The 15,774-nt window shown below is 38.2% G+C and carries 16 protein-coding genes; 10 read left to right on the forward strand and 6 right to left on the reverse strand.

What is annotated here, in order from left to right:
* Positions 1-34: 34 nt before the first annotated feature.
* The 6 genes from B2V92_RS17625 (at position 35) to B2V92_RS17650 (ending at position 5,130) form a co-directional block, all read left to right on the forward strand.
* On the forward strand, positions 35-817 hold the full coding sequence (locus B2V92_RS17625) for a hypothetical protein (protein ID WP_293310581.1): 783 nt from the start codon (positions 35-37) through the stop codon (positions 815-817).
* On the forward strand, positions 817-1,740 hold the full coding sequence (gene miaA / locus B2V92_RS17630) for a tRNA (adenosine(37)-N6)-dimethylallyltransferase MiaA (protein ID WP_293310583.1): 924 nt from the start codon (positions 817-819) through the stop codon (positions 1,738-1,740). Before B2V92_RS17625 ends, miaA begins: the two co-directional genes overlap by 1 nt.
* Positions 1,741-1,856: 116 nt before the next feature.
* Complete coding sequence (locus tag B2V92_RS17635; protein WP_293310585.1) at positions 1,857-2,378, forward strand: outer membrane beta-barrel protein; 522 nt, start codon at positions 1,857-1,859, stop codon at positions 2,376-2,378.
* Between the two features lie 148 nt (positions 2,379-2,526).
* The gene (locus B2V92_RS17640; protein WP_293310587.1) at positions 2,527-3,078 is read left to right on the forward strand and encodes a hypothetical protein; all 552 of its coding nucleotides are present in this window, start codon (positions 2,527-2,529) and stop codon (positions 3,076-3,078) included.
* Positions 3,079-3,176: 98 nt separating this feature from the next.
* Positions 3,177-3,707, forward strand: coding sequence for a DUF3347 domain-containing protein (locus B2V92_RS17645; RefSeq protein WP_293310589.1), 531 nt, complete (start codon positions 3,177-3,179; stop codon positions 3,705-3,707).
* Positions 3,708-3,840: 133 nt separating this feature from the next.
* Positions 3,841-5,130, forward strand: a complete 1,290-nt coding sequence (locus B2V92_RS17650; protein WP_293310591.1) for a citrate synthase — start codon at positions 3,841-3,843, stop codon at positions 5,128-5,130.
* Between the two features lie 150 nt (positions 5,131-5,280).
* Here B2V92_RS17650 and B2V92_RS17655 read toward each other — a convergent pair whose 3' ends face one another.
* The 5 genes from B2V92_RS17655 to B2V92_RS17675 form a co-directional block, all read right to left on the reverse strand.
* Positions 5,281-6,405, reverse strand: coding sequence for a DUF3667 domain-containing protein (locus B2V92_RS17655; RefSeq protein WP_293310593.1), 1,125 nt, complete (start codon positions 6,403-6,405; stop codon positions 5,281-5,283).
* Positions 6,406-6,423: 18 nt separating this feature from the next.
* Complete coding sequence (locus tag B2V92_RS17660; protein WP_293310595.1) at positions 6,424-7,803, reverse strand: nucleoside permease; 1,380 nt, start codon at positions 7,801-7,803, stop codon at positions 6,424-6,426.
* Between the two features lie 182 nt (positions 7,804-7,985).
* A complete protein-coding gene (locus B2V92_RS17665; protein ID WP_293310597.1) occupies positions 7,986-8,600 on the reverse strand; it encodes a bifunctional nuclease family protein in 615 nt (204 codons plus the stop codon).
* 106 nt (positions 8,601-8,706) lie between these two features.
* Positions 8,707-9,675: an electron transfer flavoprotein subunit alpha/FixB family protein gene (locus tag B2V92_RS17670; protein ID WP_293310599.1), complete on the reverse strand. Its 969-nt coding sequence runs from the start codon at positions 9,673-9,675 to the stop codon at positions 8,707-8,709.
* Between the two features lie 102 nt (positions 9,676-9,777).
* The gene (locus tag B2V92_RS17675; protein ID WP_293310601.1) at positions 9,778-10,515 is read right to left on the reverse strand and encodes an electron transfer flavoprotein subunit beta/FixA family protein; all 738 of its coding nucleotides are present in this window, start codon (positions 10,513-10,515) and stop codon (positions 9,778-9,780) included.
* 128 nt (positions 10,516-10,643) lie between these two features.
* Here B2V92_RS17675 and B2V92_RS17680 point away from each other — a divergent pair, with 128 nt between their 5' ends.
* The 3 genes from B2V92_RS17680 (at position 10,644) to B2V92_RS17690 (ending at position 12,951) form a co-directional block, all read left to right on the forward strand.
* Positions 10,644-10,979 (forward strand): tetratricopeptide repeat protein, encoded by a 336-nt coding sequence (locus tag B2V92_RS17680; RefSeq protein ID WP_293310603.1) that lies wholly within the window; start codon positions 10,644-10,646, stop codon positions 10,977-10,979.
* A gap of 63 nt (positions 10,980-11,042) precedes the next feature.
* Positions 11,043-12,260: a chromate efflux transporter gene (gene chrA / locus B2V92_RS17685; RefSeq protein ID WP_293310605.1), complete on the forward strand. Its 1,218-nt coding sequence runs from the start codon at positions 11,043-11,045 to the stop codon at positions 12,258-12,260.
* Between the two features lie 73 nt (positions 12,261-12,333).
* Positions 12,334-12,951, forward strand: coding sequence for a porin family protein (locus B2V92_RS17690; protein WP_293310607.1), 618 nt, complete (start codon positions 12,334-12,336; stop codon positions 12,949-12,951).
* A gap of 67 nt (positions 12,952-13,018) precedes the next feature.
* On the opposite strand, the gene dnaB is transcribed toward B2V92_RS17690, so the two are convergent.
* Entirely contained in the window at positions 13,019-14,581 is a 1,563-nt protein-coding gene (gene dnaB, locus B2V92_RS17695; protein ID WP_293310609.1) for a replicative DNA helicase, read from the reverse strand.
* Positions 14,582-14,780: 199 nt separating this feature from the next.
* On the opposite strand from dnaB, the gene rlmB reads away from it, so the two are divergent.
* Positions 14,781-15,548, forward strand: a complete 768-nt coding sequence (rlmB, locus tag B2V92_RS17700; protein WP_293310611.1) for a 23S rRNA (guanosine(2251)-2'-O)-methyltransferase RlmB — start codon at positions 14,781-14,783, stop codon at positions 15,546-15,548.
* Positions 15,549-15,774: the final 226 nt, after the last annotated feature.

A 15,774-nucleotide genomic window follows, 5' to 3' on the forward strand; every position in this document is an offset into this window, starting at 1 on the left:
TGGTTAAATTTGCGGCAGATAACCCTTCTGCCGATTGAATATTTTAAATCCTGCCCCTAACTGGCATCATCAATTAAGTTTAGCATTGGCTAAGCACAATGTTGAATGCCATTTTTTTTTGGAAGACGGTTTTCAGTTATTACACACCAATAAAAACCTTATTGTAAATCTGCTTGATCTCAATAATCCTTTTAAACCTGCAGATCTGATTAGTTTACAGGATAAATACAATCAAAAAGGAGTTAAGCTGGCACATTTATGGGAGGATGTATGGATAACACGCCCTGATCAGGTTTTGGCAAGGATAAAATCACTGATGGGAAACAACATCCGTATCCATGGCCGAAAAACCAAGGCTACTAAAATAACCAAACCCATTGCCGATGCTTTTTTGGAAGAAAACCACTTACAGGGACCTGTGAGCAGCCGGTACAAAATAGGTTTATTCGAAAAAGAAAATCTGGTTGCTGTGGCCACTTTTTCAGCATTACGGAAAATGAACCATAGCGAAAATTATAAATCAGCAGAACTGATCCGTTTTGCAGTTAAAGCCGGTTTTTCTATCACTGGCGGCTTAAGTAAGTTAATTGCTTATTTCGCAGAAACCTATAAACCCAATGATGTAATGACTTATGCAGACCGCGATTGGTCGGCAGGAGAGGCTTACCTTACATTAGGCTTCGAGCAAACTGCAGTTCTGGAACCACAGGTTTATATTTTGGATGAAAATTTGAAGCGTGTGCTTAAAAAAGATAATCAGGTTTCCGTTCAGGAAGTATTTAATACAGGAAGTTTAAAATTCATTCTCAGATTTTAATGGAGCAGTATAACCTCATCATCATTTTGGGTGCCACTGCATCGGGCAAAACAAAACTTGCGGTACAGGTTGCCGATGCCCTCAATGGAGAAATTATCAGTGCCGATAGCCGTCAGGTTTTTAAACGTATGGATGTTGGTACCGGAAAAGACCTTCAGGAATACACCATTAACGGCAAAAATATCCCCTTTCACCTGATCGATATTTTAGAACCAGGCGAACGTTACCACGTTGATGCATTTAAAAACGATTTTTATCAGGCTTTCGAAAAAATTAAAGCGCTCAATAAAATGCCTATTCTTTGCGGTGGTACAGGTATGTATATCCATAGTTTGCTACAGAACCAAACTTTTACCGCTATTCCGGTTAATCAGGCACTAAGGGAGCAATTAGAACGCTTATCAAAAGAAGAGCTGATTTCGGAGTTACAACATAGCCAGCATATTGATCATGTAGATCTTTCTTCAAAAAAACGATTGATCAGGGCGCTTGAAATAGTCGATTATTTAACAGATCATCAACTGGAAACAATCGAAAGACCAGAAATAAAACCCATTATTTTTGGTTTAAAGAATGAAGTAGAGGTTACCAGAGCAAAAATACTGAAACGTTTGGATGAAAGATTTGCATCAGGATTGATCGAAGAGGTAGAAGCCTTAATCCGTGACGGCATTAGTAAAGAAATGCTGGTATTCTATGGACTGGAATATAAGTTTATTGTGAATTACCTGGATGGGGACCTCACTTTAGACGAGTTAAAACTTAAACTTGGCATAGCCATTTGCCAGTATGCCAAAAGGCAGAATACGTTTTTCAGAAAGATGGAAAAGGACGGTACAAACATTATCTGGCTCGATGCATCAGCTTCTCCAAACCATTTAAAACAGCTGGTTTTAGAAAAAGTTTCAATTACAGGAAATTAGTTCTTTTTGGTCATCTTAAAGTTGGTTTATCTGTTAAATAGCTTCAAAAAAGGCCTTTTGGCACAACCTTTGTATTTGTTGTAGCATATTAGTTTTAACTCAAAATCATCCTTAAAATGAAAACAATTACTAAAATCATTGCTACTTCAGCAGCTGTAGTGGCATTATTTTTTACTACCAATGCCAATGCTCAATCTCAAAAATTAGGAATAGGATTAACAGCAGGTATCCCAACAAGTGATGCTTATAACTTTGCAGCCGGTATAGATTTACGTTATCAGTTCGATATTGATAAACAATTATCAATCCCGGTTACAGCTGGTTATACTAACTTATTTGCTAAAGATTTCACCATTGGAAATACAACTTTCGACGGCGTAGATTACGGATACATTCCAGTTAAAGCAGGTGTTAAATACTTTTTTAATCCATCTGGTTCTGGTGTTTACGGTTTAGCTGAGTTAGGTGCCGGTTTTGGAACCAAATCTGGAAGCGGAACTTCGTTCGTATACTCACCAGCTGTGGGTTATGCATGGAGCAACGGATTGGATTTAGGTGTTAAATATGAAGGTTTAGCACAAAATGGAACAAGCACCGGATTTTTCGGTCTGCGTTTAGCTTACGGATTTAGTTTATAAGCTAAATCCACAATAAAATTGAAAGCCTCCTTTATGGGGGCTTTTTTATTTCATAAGATTCTGAAAAAAATGAAAACTTAAAAATCCGGTAAAGATATTTTAACGTATATGAATTAAACCCTTAATTAATAACTTAAAATATCTAACAATGAAAACAATTACTAAACTTTTTGCAACCGGCTTAACCGCAATTGCAATTTTAACCACATCAAACTTAAAAGCACAAACAATGGATGCTACGCAACCAATGACTACAGGAAGCGGAATGGCTTTCAAAGTTGGGGTAGGTGTAAATGGTGGTTTATTTCCCGATAAATCAGAAATGGATTACGGTTATGGCGCTGATGTAAGACTTCAGTACGATTTAAGTCCGTTTGTTGCACTTACTGCTTCTGGAGGTTACACCCGTTTGAAATGGAAAGGAAGTCCGCTTAAATTTGAATTTATTCCTTTATTGGGCGGTGTGAGGGTATTCCCGATTGATAGAATGTATTTGAGCACTGAGCTGGGATCGGGATTGGCCATTAAAGAAGGCGCGAATATGAACTTTATCTATACCGGTGGTTTGGGTTATGAATGGAAGAACGGACTAGATCTTGGTGTGAAATATGAAGGTTATGTAAATAACAGTTCATCGGATCTTTATTTCATGAAAACGGGACAGTTTAACCTCAGACTGGGATATAATTTCAAATTATAATTACAACATCATAAAATCTTAAAAGTCCCGATGAAAATCGGGACTTTTTTATTGATTTAACATTTAAATTGCTATTTTGAGCCGAAAACCAAATACAAATGAAAAGAATATTCGGAATAGCCATACTCACCGCTTTAATGGCCTGCAACCAGGCAGATCAAAAATCAGCAACAAGCAAAGATTCGACAAAAACAGACTCGGTTGCAGTTAAAAACGAGGTTGCCATCAAAGACAAACAGAAATCAGAAATTTTTAATCAGTATGTAGTTTTGAAAGACGCCCTGGTAAAATCTGATGCTGCAGGTGCACAAAAATCAGCCGTTCAGTTACAAACCAGTCTGGCTGCCTATAAAGGCTGCGAACCTACGGCAGCGGTAGCCAATAAAATTGCCGAAAGCAAAGATCTGGTTTCCCAACGTAAAGATTTTACGGTTTTAAGTGCCGATTTGATCGCTTTGTTAAAAGGCGCGGAAATTGAAAAAGGTACTATTTATGTTCAGCACTGCCCAATGGCGAACAAAGGGGATGGAGGAGACTGGTTATCAACCGACAAAGAAATCCGGAATCCATACTATGGTAACGAAATGCTCGAATGCGGCAGGGTAGCAGAAGAGATCAAGGCAAAATAATATGTTAAAGCTTGTTAAATTAAGCATGATTGTTACGTCATTTTGACCAATTATTCACATTAATTTAACAGATTTGTTATGCATGTATATTAATTTTATATAATTTAGAAAGCTATAAACACAATACAATAATATGTCAGATATTGCAGAGATTAAAGTTGATGGTAAGACAATAGAATTGCCAGTTATAACAGGAACGGAAGATGAGAAGGCCATTGATATTTCGAAATTAAGAGATCTTACAGGCTTTGTAACTTTAGATACTGGTTTTAAAAATACGGGTTCTACAAAAAGTAAAATCACTTTTTTAGATGGTGAAAAAGGCATTTTAAAATATAGGGGTTATTCTATCGAAGAACTTGCCGCAAAATCGAGTTTTTTAGAAGTTATTTATCTGATTATTTATGGCGACCTGCCAACGCAGAAACAGGTAGACGATTTGCAGGCTGATATCAGCAAACATACGCTGATCCACGAGGATATGAAAAAATTCTTTGATGGTTATCCGTCAAGGTCACATCCGATGGGTCAATTGGGTTCACTGATTTTTTCTTTATCTACATTTTATCCTGAATGTTTAAAGCCAAACCAAACGGCAGAAGAGCAAAATTTAACCATCATTAAATTATTGGCTAAATTCCCAACCATTGTATCTTTTGTTTATAAAAAATCATTGGGTCATCCGCTTATTTATCCAAAAAATAAATACGATTACGTAACCAATTTCCTTTGGATGACATTTGGACAACGTACCGAAGATTATGATGTAAACCCGATTGTTGTTAATGCAATGAACAAATTGCTGATCCTGCATGCAGATCACGAACAAAACTGTTCGGCATCTACAGTGCGTATCGTAGGTTCATCAGATTGTAATTTATATGCTTCAATTGCTGCGGGTATTGCTGCACTATGGGGACCATTACACGGTGGCGCCAACCAGGCGGTAATCGATATGTTGGAATTGATTAAGGCTGACGGTGGTGATACGGAAAAATGGATTGCCAAAGCGAAAGATAAAAACGATCCTTTCCGTATGATGGGATTTGGTCACCGCGTTTATAAAAACTTCGATCCAAGGGCAAAAATCATTAAAAAGGCCTGCGATGATATTTTAGAAAACCTGGGTATCGATGATCCGATTTTGGAAATTGCCAAAAAACTGGAAGAAGCGGCTTTAACCGATCAGTATTTCATTGATCGTAAATTATATCCGAACGTAGATTTCTATTCAGGTATTATTTACCGTGCTTTAGGTTTCCCATCAGAAATGTTTACGGTTCTGTTTGCTTTAGGCCGTTTACCTGGATGGATTGCACAATGGAAAGAAATGCATGAGAATAAGGAACCGATCGGTCGTCCACGCCAGGTGTATGTTGGCGAAACAGATAGAGAGTTTATTGAACTGAAAGACAGAAAGTAATTTCAAAACACATAAAAAAACCACTCGAAATATCGGGTGGTTTTTTTGTGGGCTAACGCTTTAGCAATCGTCACCCTGAATTTATTTCAGGGTCTTTTATGTTATAATACATTACATCATGCTGAAACAAGTTCAGCATGATGTAATGTATTATGTAGCTACGTAATAAATCAAATTGATCATCGCCATTTCTGATAGCTTAAAGGCAACAGCATAAAGAATTAAGATCCAGAATATTTTAAAGATAGTGCTCCAGGTTTTACGTTGATAAAAAACGGTTAGGGCTTTAAACATATACCAGAATAGATACACCGTAACACCTACCTCAAGAATACTACTTGCCACCGAGTCTGTCCCAAAAACATGTTTAATAATGGGTTGTGTAATGATCGAGACGATGAAATAAACCATCATTCCGTGGATAGTAAAAATCAGGTGATCTAAATAATAAATATGGTTTTTCCTAAAATTGAGCATAATAAACCAGGCCAGTAGCGGCATCAATAAGAAATATTGCTTTGGCCGGTTATGTTCTAAGGTCTCCTGTATTACTTCAGATTTTTCGCCGATGGTAATCGCTCTTTTTTTGACCAGTTTTTCATACCAGCTGTCCTGTTCAGCTGGTGGTAGTTTTTTCTGTCGTAATAGGTATGCCGAATACGTGCTATCGTTCCGTTCGATATGGATTTCATCGTAATCCTCTATCATATCGCCAATAGAATCTGATTTAAGCCTAACATTTTCTGCCCTAAGCCTATTTAATTCCTTTTCCTGATCTGCAAAACCGAGTTTTACAAAATCCTTTTTCCTGATCGCATCATTTATTGATTTTGTGGCCCGGTCGGCAATTTGTTTAGATACCCCATTAAGTTTGAGTGCGTTTTTTACACTGTCGGCTACTTTTTGGCGTTTTTCACTCTTTTCTATAATTATACCTTCATCTTCATCTTTTTGTACATGTTTTTTAGGGGAGTAAACCACCAAAAAATATACGATGGATACAAAGATGTACATGCTCACCGGATTGATATACCTGGCACGTTTACCTGCTAAATAATCGAGCGTAACCTGACCGGGTTTGGTGAGAAGGGGAGAAAGTGTTTGAAAAAATTTATTGTCAAAGTGAAAATAATGGGCAATACTGTGACTAATAAAAGTCCAGAAACTTTCTTTTAATTCTAAATTCGGTTGACCGCAGTTGCTGCAATAATGTTTCTCAACGTGAGAACCGCAGTTTAAACAATTGTGTTCTTTTCTATACTTACCAGCTGACATAAGAGGTTAATCGGAAAATTATAAATGGTTAATGGCTTCTACTTCTGCACGGGTATGTTTGTGTTTAAAAATAACCACAAAAACAACAGCAATTACTAAAACATAAATGGTAAAGGCAAGCCAGATGTTGTGCCAGTCTTTTACATCCAGCGCTCTGCTTAAATCGCCGTTCTGCAATACATCAATTCCTTTGTTTTTCAAAAACTTAAGCAAATGTGCGTTGTCTGCTTCGCTATTTACATATTTTGATAGCGAGCCAATATTGGTATAATAGGTAGTAAAATATTTACTGATCATCCATCCTGATATCAAACTTCCAAATACGGCACCAAAACCATTGGTCATCATCATAAACAAACCCTGGGCCGATGAACGGATTTTTGGTGTGGTAGAAGTTTCTACAAACAATGAGCCCGAAATATTAAAGAAATCGAAAGCCATGCCGTATACAATACACGAGGTTATAATCATCCATAAATTGGTTGCCGGATCGCCAAAAGCGAATAAGCCAAAACGTAATACCCAGGCAAACATGGCAATTGCAATTACCCATTTAATACCAAATCTTTTTAAAAAGAATGGGATGGCCAGGATAAATAGTGTTTCGGATATCTGCGAAATAGATAAAATAATCGTCGAATATTTGATTACAAAAGATTCGGCAAAAACCGGGAATAGCTTAAATTCATCTAAAAAAACATCACCATAGGCATTGGTTAACTGCAAAGCAGCACCTAAAAACATAGAGAAAATAAAAAACAGTGCCATTTTATAATCGGCGAAGAGCTTAAACGATTCTAGGCCTAACTTTTGCGCAAATGTTTTTTTCTCGCTAATTAAATTTAAAGGTTTACATGCCGGCAGTGTAAAGGAGTAAAACCCCAATAACAACGCACTTATACCTGCAATATAAAATTGATTTGCACTGGCTTTATTACCTGTTAAATTGGTTAGCCACATGGCTGCAATAAATCCTACTGTTCCCCAAACACGAATAGGTGGAAAGTTTTTGATTACATCGAAATTACCGTTTTTTAATGTGGTATAACTGATGGAGTTACTTAAAGCAATGGTTGGCATGTAAAAACACATGGCCACTAATATTACCCAAAAGAAAGTATGCGGATCTTCTACCTGCGGCAGATAGAACATGGCACCTGCATAAAGAATATGTAAAATGGCATAGAGTTTTTCTGCATTGATCCATTTATCGGCTATAATACCGGTAATGGTTGGCATAAACAGAGATGCAATGCCCATGGTAGAGAAAATTACCCCGAAATTTGCACCATCCCATTGTTTGGTGCCAAACCAATAATTTGCAATCGTAATTAACCAGGCAGCCCATACAAAGAATTGCATGAAACTCATTATAGTTAAGCGAAACTTAACATTCATAATAATAATTTAGTTTGATTGTTGAAAGTAAAAGCTGAATATAGAACTATTTTGAGTGATAATCCAAAATGAGCATGAATTATTTTACACAATCCGGCCCATTTTGGTATTTAGCTTTTTATTTATCGATTTTTCAGAAAAAATCTGATGGAATTTGTTTTGTCGTATGTTTTTTGAAAACATTAAGATGTTCCGCGTTTATTCAATTCGTCGCGTAACCGGGCAGCTTTTTCATAAGCTTCTTCGGCGATGGCCTCCTGTAGCTTTTGCTGGAGTTCTTCCAGCGTTAGATCGCCAAAACCCTGTGCTTTACCGGCACCTGGTAAAGCATCAGCTTCAGGTTCTTTGGTTAACGATTCCATATTTTCGAGGAAAAGAAAATCATTGCCTTCAATTACGATCCCGGCAGAGGCAAGGATAAATTCATAGGTATAAATCATGGCATTAAACCTAACGGCCAATGCAATGGCATCAGAGGTACGGGCGTCAATTTCGTGGGTATTTTTGCCATCACTGGAAATCAGCTTTGCGTAAAAAACACCATCAACCAGATTATAAATGATAATTTCCTGGATATTGATATGAAAAGTATCAGCCATCGATTTAAAAAGATCGTGCGTTAATGGCCTGCTGGGAGTCATTTTCTCAATTTCTATGGCAATGGCCTGTGCCTCAAAGGCACCGATAATGATCGGCAAACGGCGGCGGCCATTTACTTCTCCTAAAACAAGGGCATAAGCACCAGATTGAGTCTGGCTGTAAGATAAACCTACAATATCTAATTTTACTTTTTTCATATCCATTTTTCAAAACCTCGCAGGTTTAATTCGGGTTATTGATGTTTTCAACGGCCTCATTGAGGGTTGCGCCGTTTAAAAACCTGCGAGGTTTGAAGGTTTATTTTTATCCCTTATGTGCTTTTAATGCTTCGATTAATTTTGGTACTACTTCAAAAGCATCGCCAACAATACCGTAATCAGCTACTTTGAAGAAAGGCGCTTCAGGATCTTTGTTGATTACAACGATAACTTTTGATGAACTTACACCTGCTAAATGCTGGATTGCGCCAGAAATACCGATTGCGATGTATAAGTTAGGGCTGATGGCAATTCCGGTTTGACCAACGTGTTCTGAGTGTGGCCTCCAATCAGCATCAGAAACTGGTTTAGAGCAGGCAGTTGCTGCACCCAATAAACCGGCAAGCTCTTCGATCATTCCCCAGTTTTCAGGTCCTTTTAAACCTCTACCTGCCGATACTACCAATTCTGCATCCGGTAAAGAAACTTTATCCGTTGCCCTTACAATATCTTTAATAACGGTGCCTAAATCCGATTGTTTAATGTCGGCACTAAAAGCTTCGATGCTTGCATCTGTTGCGTTTTCTTTAACACCAAAAGCATTTGGGTTTAAAGCAATTACTTTATTGGCAGAAGTTAATTCGGTAATGGCAAATGCTTTACCTGAAAAAGCTGTTTTCTTCACGGCAAATTTATCATCGTTGCTTGGCAGTTCAACTGCACCATCTGCTAAACCAGCCTTAAGTTTTACTGCAATACGTGGTGCTAAACCTTTACCTGAGAAGGAGTTGGATAAAACAACGATATCAGCACCTTCTTTTTCGGCTGCAGCAGCAATAACACTGGCATAAGCCTGGTTTACAAAGGTTTTTAACTGATCGGCACTAACATTTAATACTTTAGATGCACCGTATTTCCCCAATTCTTTTAATTCGCCTTCGGCAACATTGCCAATAGAAATAGCGGTTAAGTTGGTTGATTGTTGATCGGCAATGGCTTTGGCATAAGAAACCGCCTCAAAAACAGATTTCTTGAATTTACCCTCAGCTTGTTCTACATATACTAATACTGACATATATTTTTACCTCTAAATCCCCAAGAGAGGACTTTAAATTTTATATTAAATTAATTCTATTAATTATCTCTTTACTAATAACTGGAAACTTATAACTGCCAACTAAATTACCTTAGCTTCGCTATGTAACAAGCTGATCAATTGCTCAGTTTGATCGGCAGGAATTAACTTAACCGTACCACGTGGGGCAGGGGTTTCATATTTAGTTACTTTGCTTACTTCTTCAATAGCTACTGCATCTACTACAGCTAAAGGTTTTGTCCTTGCGCTCATAATACCACGCATATTAGGGATTTTTGGTTCGGCCACACCTTCTGCGCAGCTGGCAATAAATTTACCCGAAACCGTTAGTACTTCTTTACCGCCTTCAATTTCCCTTTCAATTGTTGCTGTATCGCCTTCGATGTTTAATTTTTTGATGATTGATACCGATGGAATATCCAAAAACTCACCAACCATTGCCGCAACCTGGTTACCATTATAATCAATGGATTCGCGACCGGTTAAAATGATATCAAAATCTTTGTCTTTTGCATATTCAGCAATCTGTTTGGCTACAAAATAAGCATCACGCGGTGCTGCATTAACGCGTACCGCATCGTCGGCTCCAATTGCCAATGCTTTTCTGATGGTTGGATCGTTAGCTGCTTCACCTACATTAATTACCGTCACAGTTCCTTTACCGCCTTCTGTTAGCTCAATAGCCCTTGATAACGCGATTTCATCATACGGGTTAACAATATATTGCACACCAGCTGTATTGAATTCGGTATTATCATTAGTAAAAGTTATTTTTGTCGTCGTGTCTGGCACGTTACTGATACAAACTAATATTTTCATATTTTAATAGTGGTTTTTATTTAATGAACGATCTGGAACTAAAATTGTTCGTTGCCGATCTGTCCATATATGATATTATTATTATATAGGTCTTTCTGCAAATTTAATTAAAAAAGCAAGGAAATAAAATGTCATCTACCCGATTAAGTAAGTTATTGGAATTTTTGGAAAGCGATCCTAACGATCCGTTTATACTATATGCCTTAGCCACAGAGTATAACAACCTAAATGATAAAGAAAAAGCTTATTCTTTTTACCTTCAGTTAACGGATAAACACCCCGATTATGTAGGAACTTATTATCATTTGGGCAAGCTGCAGGAAAAAGACGGAGAAAAAGAGAAAGCAATCGAAACTTACCAGAAAGGAATGCAGGTTGCGCGGAATAAACGCGATATGCATGCTTTTTCTGAATTGCAGGGCGCTTATAATTCGGCAGCAGGATTAGACTATGAAGATGATTAATCCAGTTTTCAGTTAACAGTTATCAATTGACAGTTTGTAAATTACAGTTATCAGTTTAGATTAATGCAAACCAAACCCATCGCTGCAAAAAGACAGTGGCTGTTTATCCGTAATGTAATCTTTTTTACGTTCACCTCTTTTGGCGGTGCACAGGCACACCTGGCTTTATTGCTCAAGTATTTTGTGCAGAGTACGAAGTTTATCTCAGAAGAGGAGCTTCTGGAGCTTAATGCACTTGCGCAGGTATTGCCGGGGCCGGCATCTACGCAAACATTGGTGGGCATAGCCTGGAAAGTTGGTAAATTAAAACTGGCCATAATTACTTTTCTGATCTGGATTTTACCCACTGCCGCAATTATGACTTTTGCGGCCATTAGTTATGCACTGCTGGATCAGAAACAGAAGTTTAATGATATCCTGGAATATATCCAGCCCATAGCATTGGGAATTGTTGCTTACGGTGCCTGGAAACTGGGAAGAAAGGTATTATCATCACAGGTTTCTGTATTTTTGGCCATTTCCTCGGTAATTATCACGCTGGTTTTAAGAAATGCTTATGTTTTTCCGCTGTCGATTTTAATTGGCGGGATGATTTCATCCGCTATCGAAACACCAAGGGAAGAAACAGAGTTGCGGGTTAAACTTTTTTCGAATATCAACCCTAAAAAACTGATCTACTTTTTAGGCGCATTACTCTTATTTGCATTAGTTGGAGCCATTATCAATAGAACTTCGCCATTTAGTTTGCCTATTCGTTTACTGGAAAACTTTTACCGTAACGGAATCCTTGTTTTTGGTGGCGGACAGGTGCTTGTACCTTTAATGTTTACCGAGTTTGTGGAGATGAAGCATTATTTGCCATCATCAGGTTTCTTATCCGGTTTTGCATTGCAACAGGCTTTGCCCGGACCTACATTTTCTTTTACCAGTTATCTTGGTGCCTTAAGCATGAAGAATTTTGGTTATGGGCTTTGGGGGCAGATTTTAGGCGGATTGATCGGCGTAATCGGTATAAATTTACCCGGATTGATCCTCGTGCTGTTTATCGTGCCGTTTTGGGATGACCTGAAAAAGATTTCGAGGATCCGCCATAGTCTTTCAGGTATCAATGCGGTAAGCGTAGGTTTTATCATCGCTGCATTTGTTCTTTTATTGATTCCGATGGGTTTAAACTGGCTGTTTTTAGGGATAATGGTGGCTACTTTTTTGTTGCTTAATTTTACAAAAGTAAGTCCGCCGGTTATTGTATTGGCCGGAATCCTGCTTGCATACATTTTTTAATATTCCTTAGCTGATTTTTTAATAAAGAAGATTTAGTTATATCTTCGGCAAAATTTTAAAATCAGATAAATTTATGAGGAAACTATTAACGCTTCTATTATTAAGCGGCTTGGGGGTAACTGCCCATGCCCAGGAAAAAAACAGTTTTGAAGTAGGATTACATGTAGGCTACAACGCGGCTACGGTATCTGCGAATAACCAAACCAGTAATGATTTCAGAAACGGCTTTAACGTAACCGCGATAGGTGACTATTTCTTTTCAGACAGGTGGAGTATTAAGGCTAAAATCGGTTATGATCAAAAAGGCTGGGACAATGGCTATTTAACCAATTTGGACAACGGGCAGAGTTTTGTTACCGATTATCACATTAACTACCTTACCATTCCAATAATGGCCAACTGGCATTTTGGTAAAAAAAGGAACTGGTACTTAAATTTTGGACCTTATTTTGGCATTTTGTTAAATGCTACAGAAACAAAGTTTAACACCGATTTAAAAGAATTTATCCATAATAGAGACATTGGAATTGATTTAGGTATTGGAGTGAAGGTACCGTTAACAAGTAAATTAAGGGTAATGTTCGAAGTTGATGGCCAATCGGGTATAACTGATATGTTTAAGCAAAACCAGGGATATAGGGTTAGGTCTGGAAGATCGGGTGTAAACGTAGGCCTGCTTTACGGTTTGTAGGAAATTCAATTAAATAAAAAATGTCCCGATGAAAATCGGGACATTTTTTATTATAAATCTATTTTTATTAAAACGGTGGATCGTCATCATTGTAGTCGTCCATTTTGGAAGGACGGATAATTACGTTGCTCTGTTTTTCAAAATCCTGTGATGGATACATTCCGGCAGAAGGATCAGCAGCGAACGAATTTGGCGGTGCATTAAAGTCATCTTCAAGATCCTGGAATTTAACAAATTTACCCACGAATTTAAGCGGTACGATTCCGGTTTCACCATTACGGTGTTTTGCAATGATTACCTCACCGATACCGGCCTGCGATCTTCCCTGTTCATCTTCAGTAATACCATAATATTCAGGACGGTATAAGAACAGTACCATATCCGCATCCTGCTCAATTGATCCCGACTCACGTAAATCGGATAACATTGGCCTTTTTCCCTGTAAACCCGGTCTGCTCTCAACCGCACGACTTAACTGCGATAGGGCCAGTACAGGAACATCAAGCTCTTTTGCCACTGATTTTAAAGCCCTCGAAATACTACCGATTTCCTGCTCACGGTTACCACCACCCTTTCCTTCGCCCTTACCATGCATTAACTGCAAGTAATCGACAATTACCAATTGGATATCGTACTGAGATTTTAACCTACGGCATTTCGCCCTAAATTCAAATATATTCAATGCAGGCGTATCATCTATCAAAAGGGGGGCTTCGGTTAAGCGACCGATTTTACTGTGCAGCTGTTGCCATTCCCATTCCTGTAAGTTTCCTTTTCTGATTTTCTCCTGCTCAATTTCGGCTTCTCCGGAAATCAGACGGTTAACCAACTGTACAGACGACATCTCGAGTGAGAATACTACTGTTGGCTTTGCAAAATCGACCGTGGCATTACGTGCACAGGTTAGTACGAATGCTGTTTTTCCCATCGCCGGACGAGCTGCGATAATTACCAGATCCTGTTTTTGCCAGCCACCGGTAATCCTGTCTAATCCTGTAAAACCTGTTGGCACACCTGTTAAACCATCAGTTTTGGTACGAAGTTCTTCGAGTGTTGCCAGCGATTGTTTAATAATATCGTCCATTTTCTGCGTATCTCTACGAAGGTTATTCTGGGCGATTTCGAAAAGTCCTTTTTCGGCCTGGTCCAATAAATCGAAAATATCAGTTGTATCTTCGTAAGCATTGGTAATAATTTCAGTTGAGATCCTGATCAGTTCGCGCTGGATATATTTCTGTGATATAATCCTGGCGTGAAATTCTATATTTGCTGCCGATGCAACACGGTTGGTTAAATGTGTAATGTAATAGGCACCGCCAACCATTTCTAACGACCCTAAGGTACGAAGTTCGGCAGTTACGGTTAAAATATCTACCGGTTTCGATTTCTGGAATAAAATATGGATGGCCTCAAAAATCTTCTGATGCGCATCGTTATAGAATACTTCCGGTTTTAAAACATCGATTACGGCAGAAAGTGCGTCTTTTTCGAGCATTAACGCACCTAAAACGGCTTCCTCCAGGTCTAATGCCTGCGGGGGAATTTTTCCCTGTGAACTGATTGTATTACTTAACCTGCTTTTTCTAGCAGTCATACTGTTCTTTCCGCCTTGTTCATTATCGATACTCATAGCACAAAAGTAAACAAAAGTTGAGCGGATTGTTTGAATTAGTTCCTACATGTTGTTAACAAATTGAACTTTAACCAGATTAAATTATGAGGGCTTTTGATCAATCATAATTTTTTTTGAACAATTAAATGTTAATAAGGAAGATATAGATTAGGGCTAAAACATTTATTTGAATACTTTTGCCTAACAATTTCAAAACATGGATAATTTTAGAAGACCACAACGCGCAAAAGAGAGTAATGAGTTTATATTTGGCATCAGGGCCGTAATAGAAGCCGTTAAAGCAGGAAGAGATATTGAAACCATTTATCAGCAACGCGGTTTGGGCGGCGAATTGTTCTTGGAATTAAAAGCGCTGTTAAAAGATACCCTGATTCCTTTAAACTCGGTTCCTGTTGAAAAGCTAAATCGGATGTCGCAGAAAAACCATCAGGGTGTAATTGCAGTGATTTCGCCGATCACCTATCAAAATATTGAGGATATCATACCAACAATTTTTGAAAAAGGAGAGGTGCCGTTAATTTTGGTTCTGGATAGTGTAACTGATGTACGTAATATGGGTGCAATTGCCCGTACGGCCGCTTGTGTAGGTGTACATGCCATTGTAGTACCCTTAAAAAATGCGGCACAGATTAATGCCGATGCCATCAAAACATCTGCCGGTGCTTTATTTAGTATTCCGATCTGTCGCCATGCCAATCTGCATAAAACCTGTATGTTTTTACAGGAAAGCGGTTTACAGGTAGTTGCCTGTACCGAAAAAACAAATGATTTTATTTACGCTCCTGATTATACGATGCCAACCGCAATTGTAATGGGCTCGGAAGATGAAGGAATTTCCAACGAACTTTTACGTGTGGCCGATCACCTGGCTAAAATACCAATGGCGGGTAAAATCGAGTCGCTTAATGTTTCAGTAGCTGCCGGGGTAATTTTATATGAAGCCATCAGGCAGAGAAATGTGTAAAATGGAAGATGTACAATGGGCGATGGAAGTAGGGAGAGCTGCAAAGTTTGAATATTGAAATGTTGTAACGTTTTGGATGCCTAAAACCTTTCAGCCTTAAAACATTATAACAACAAAATAATCTATGCAATCACCCGCGAAGCGAGAAAAGATGTAATATGGAAAAGGTATGATGGGTGATGGAGAAGCAAAGATGAAAGAAAATCTGTGTAATCCATTAATCTGT

It is taken from the genome of Pedobacter sp. UBA5917, assembly GCF_002432345.1.
Classification (GTDB): domain Bacteria; phylum Bacteroidota; class Bacteroidia; order Sphingobacteriales; family Sphingobacteriaceae; genus Pedobacter.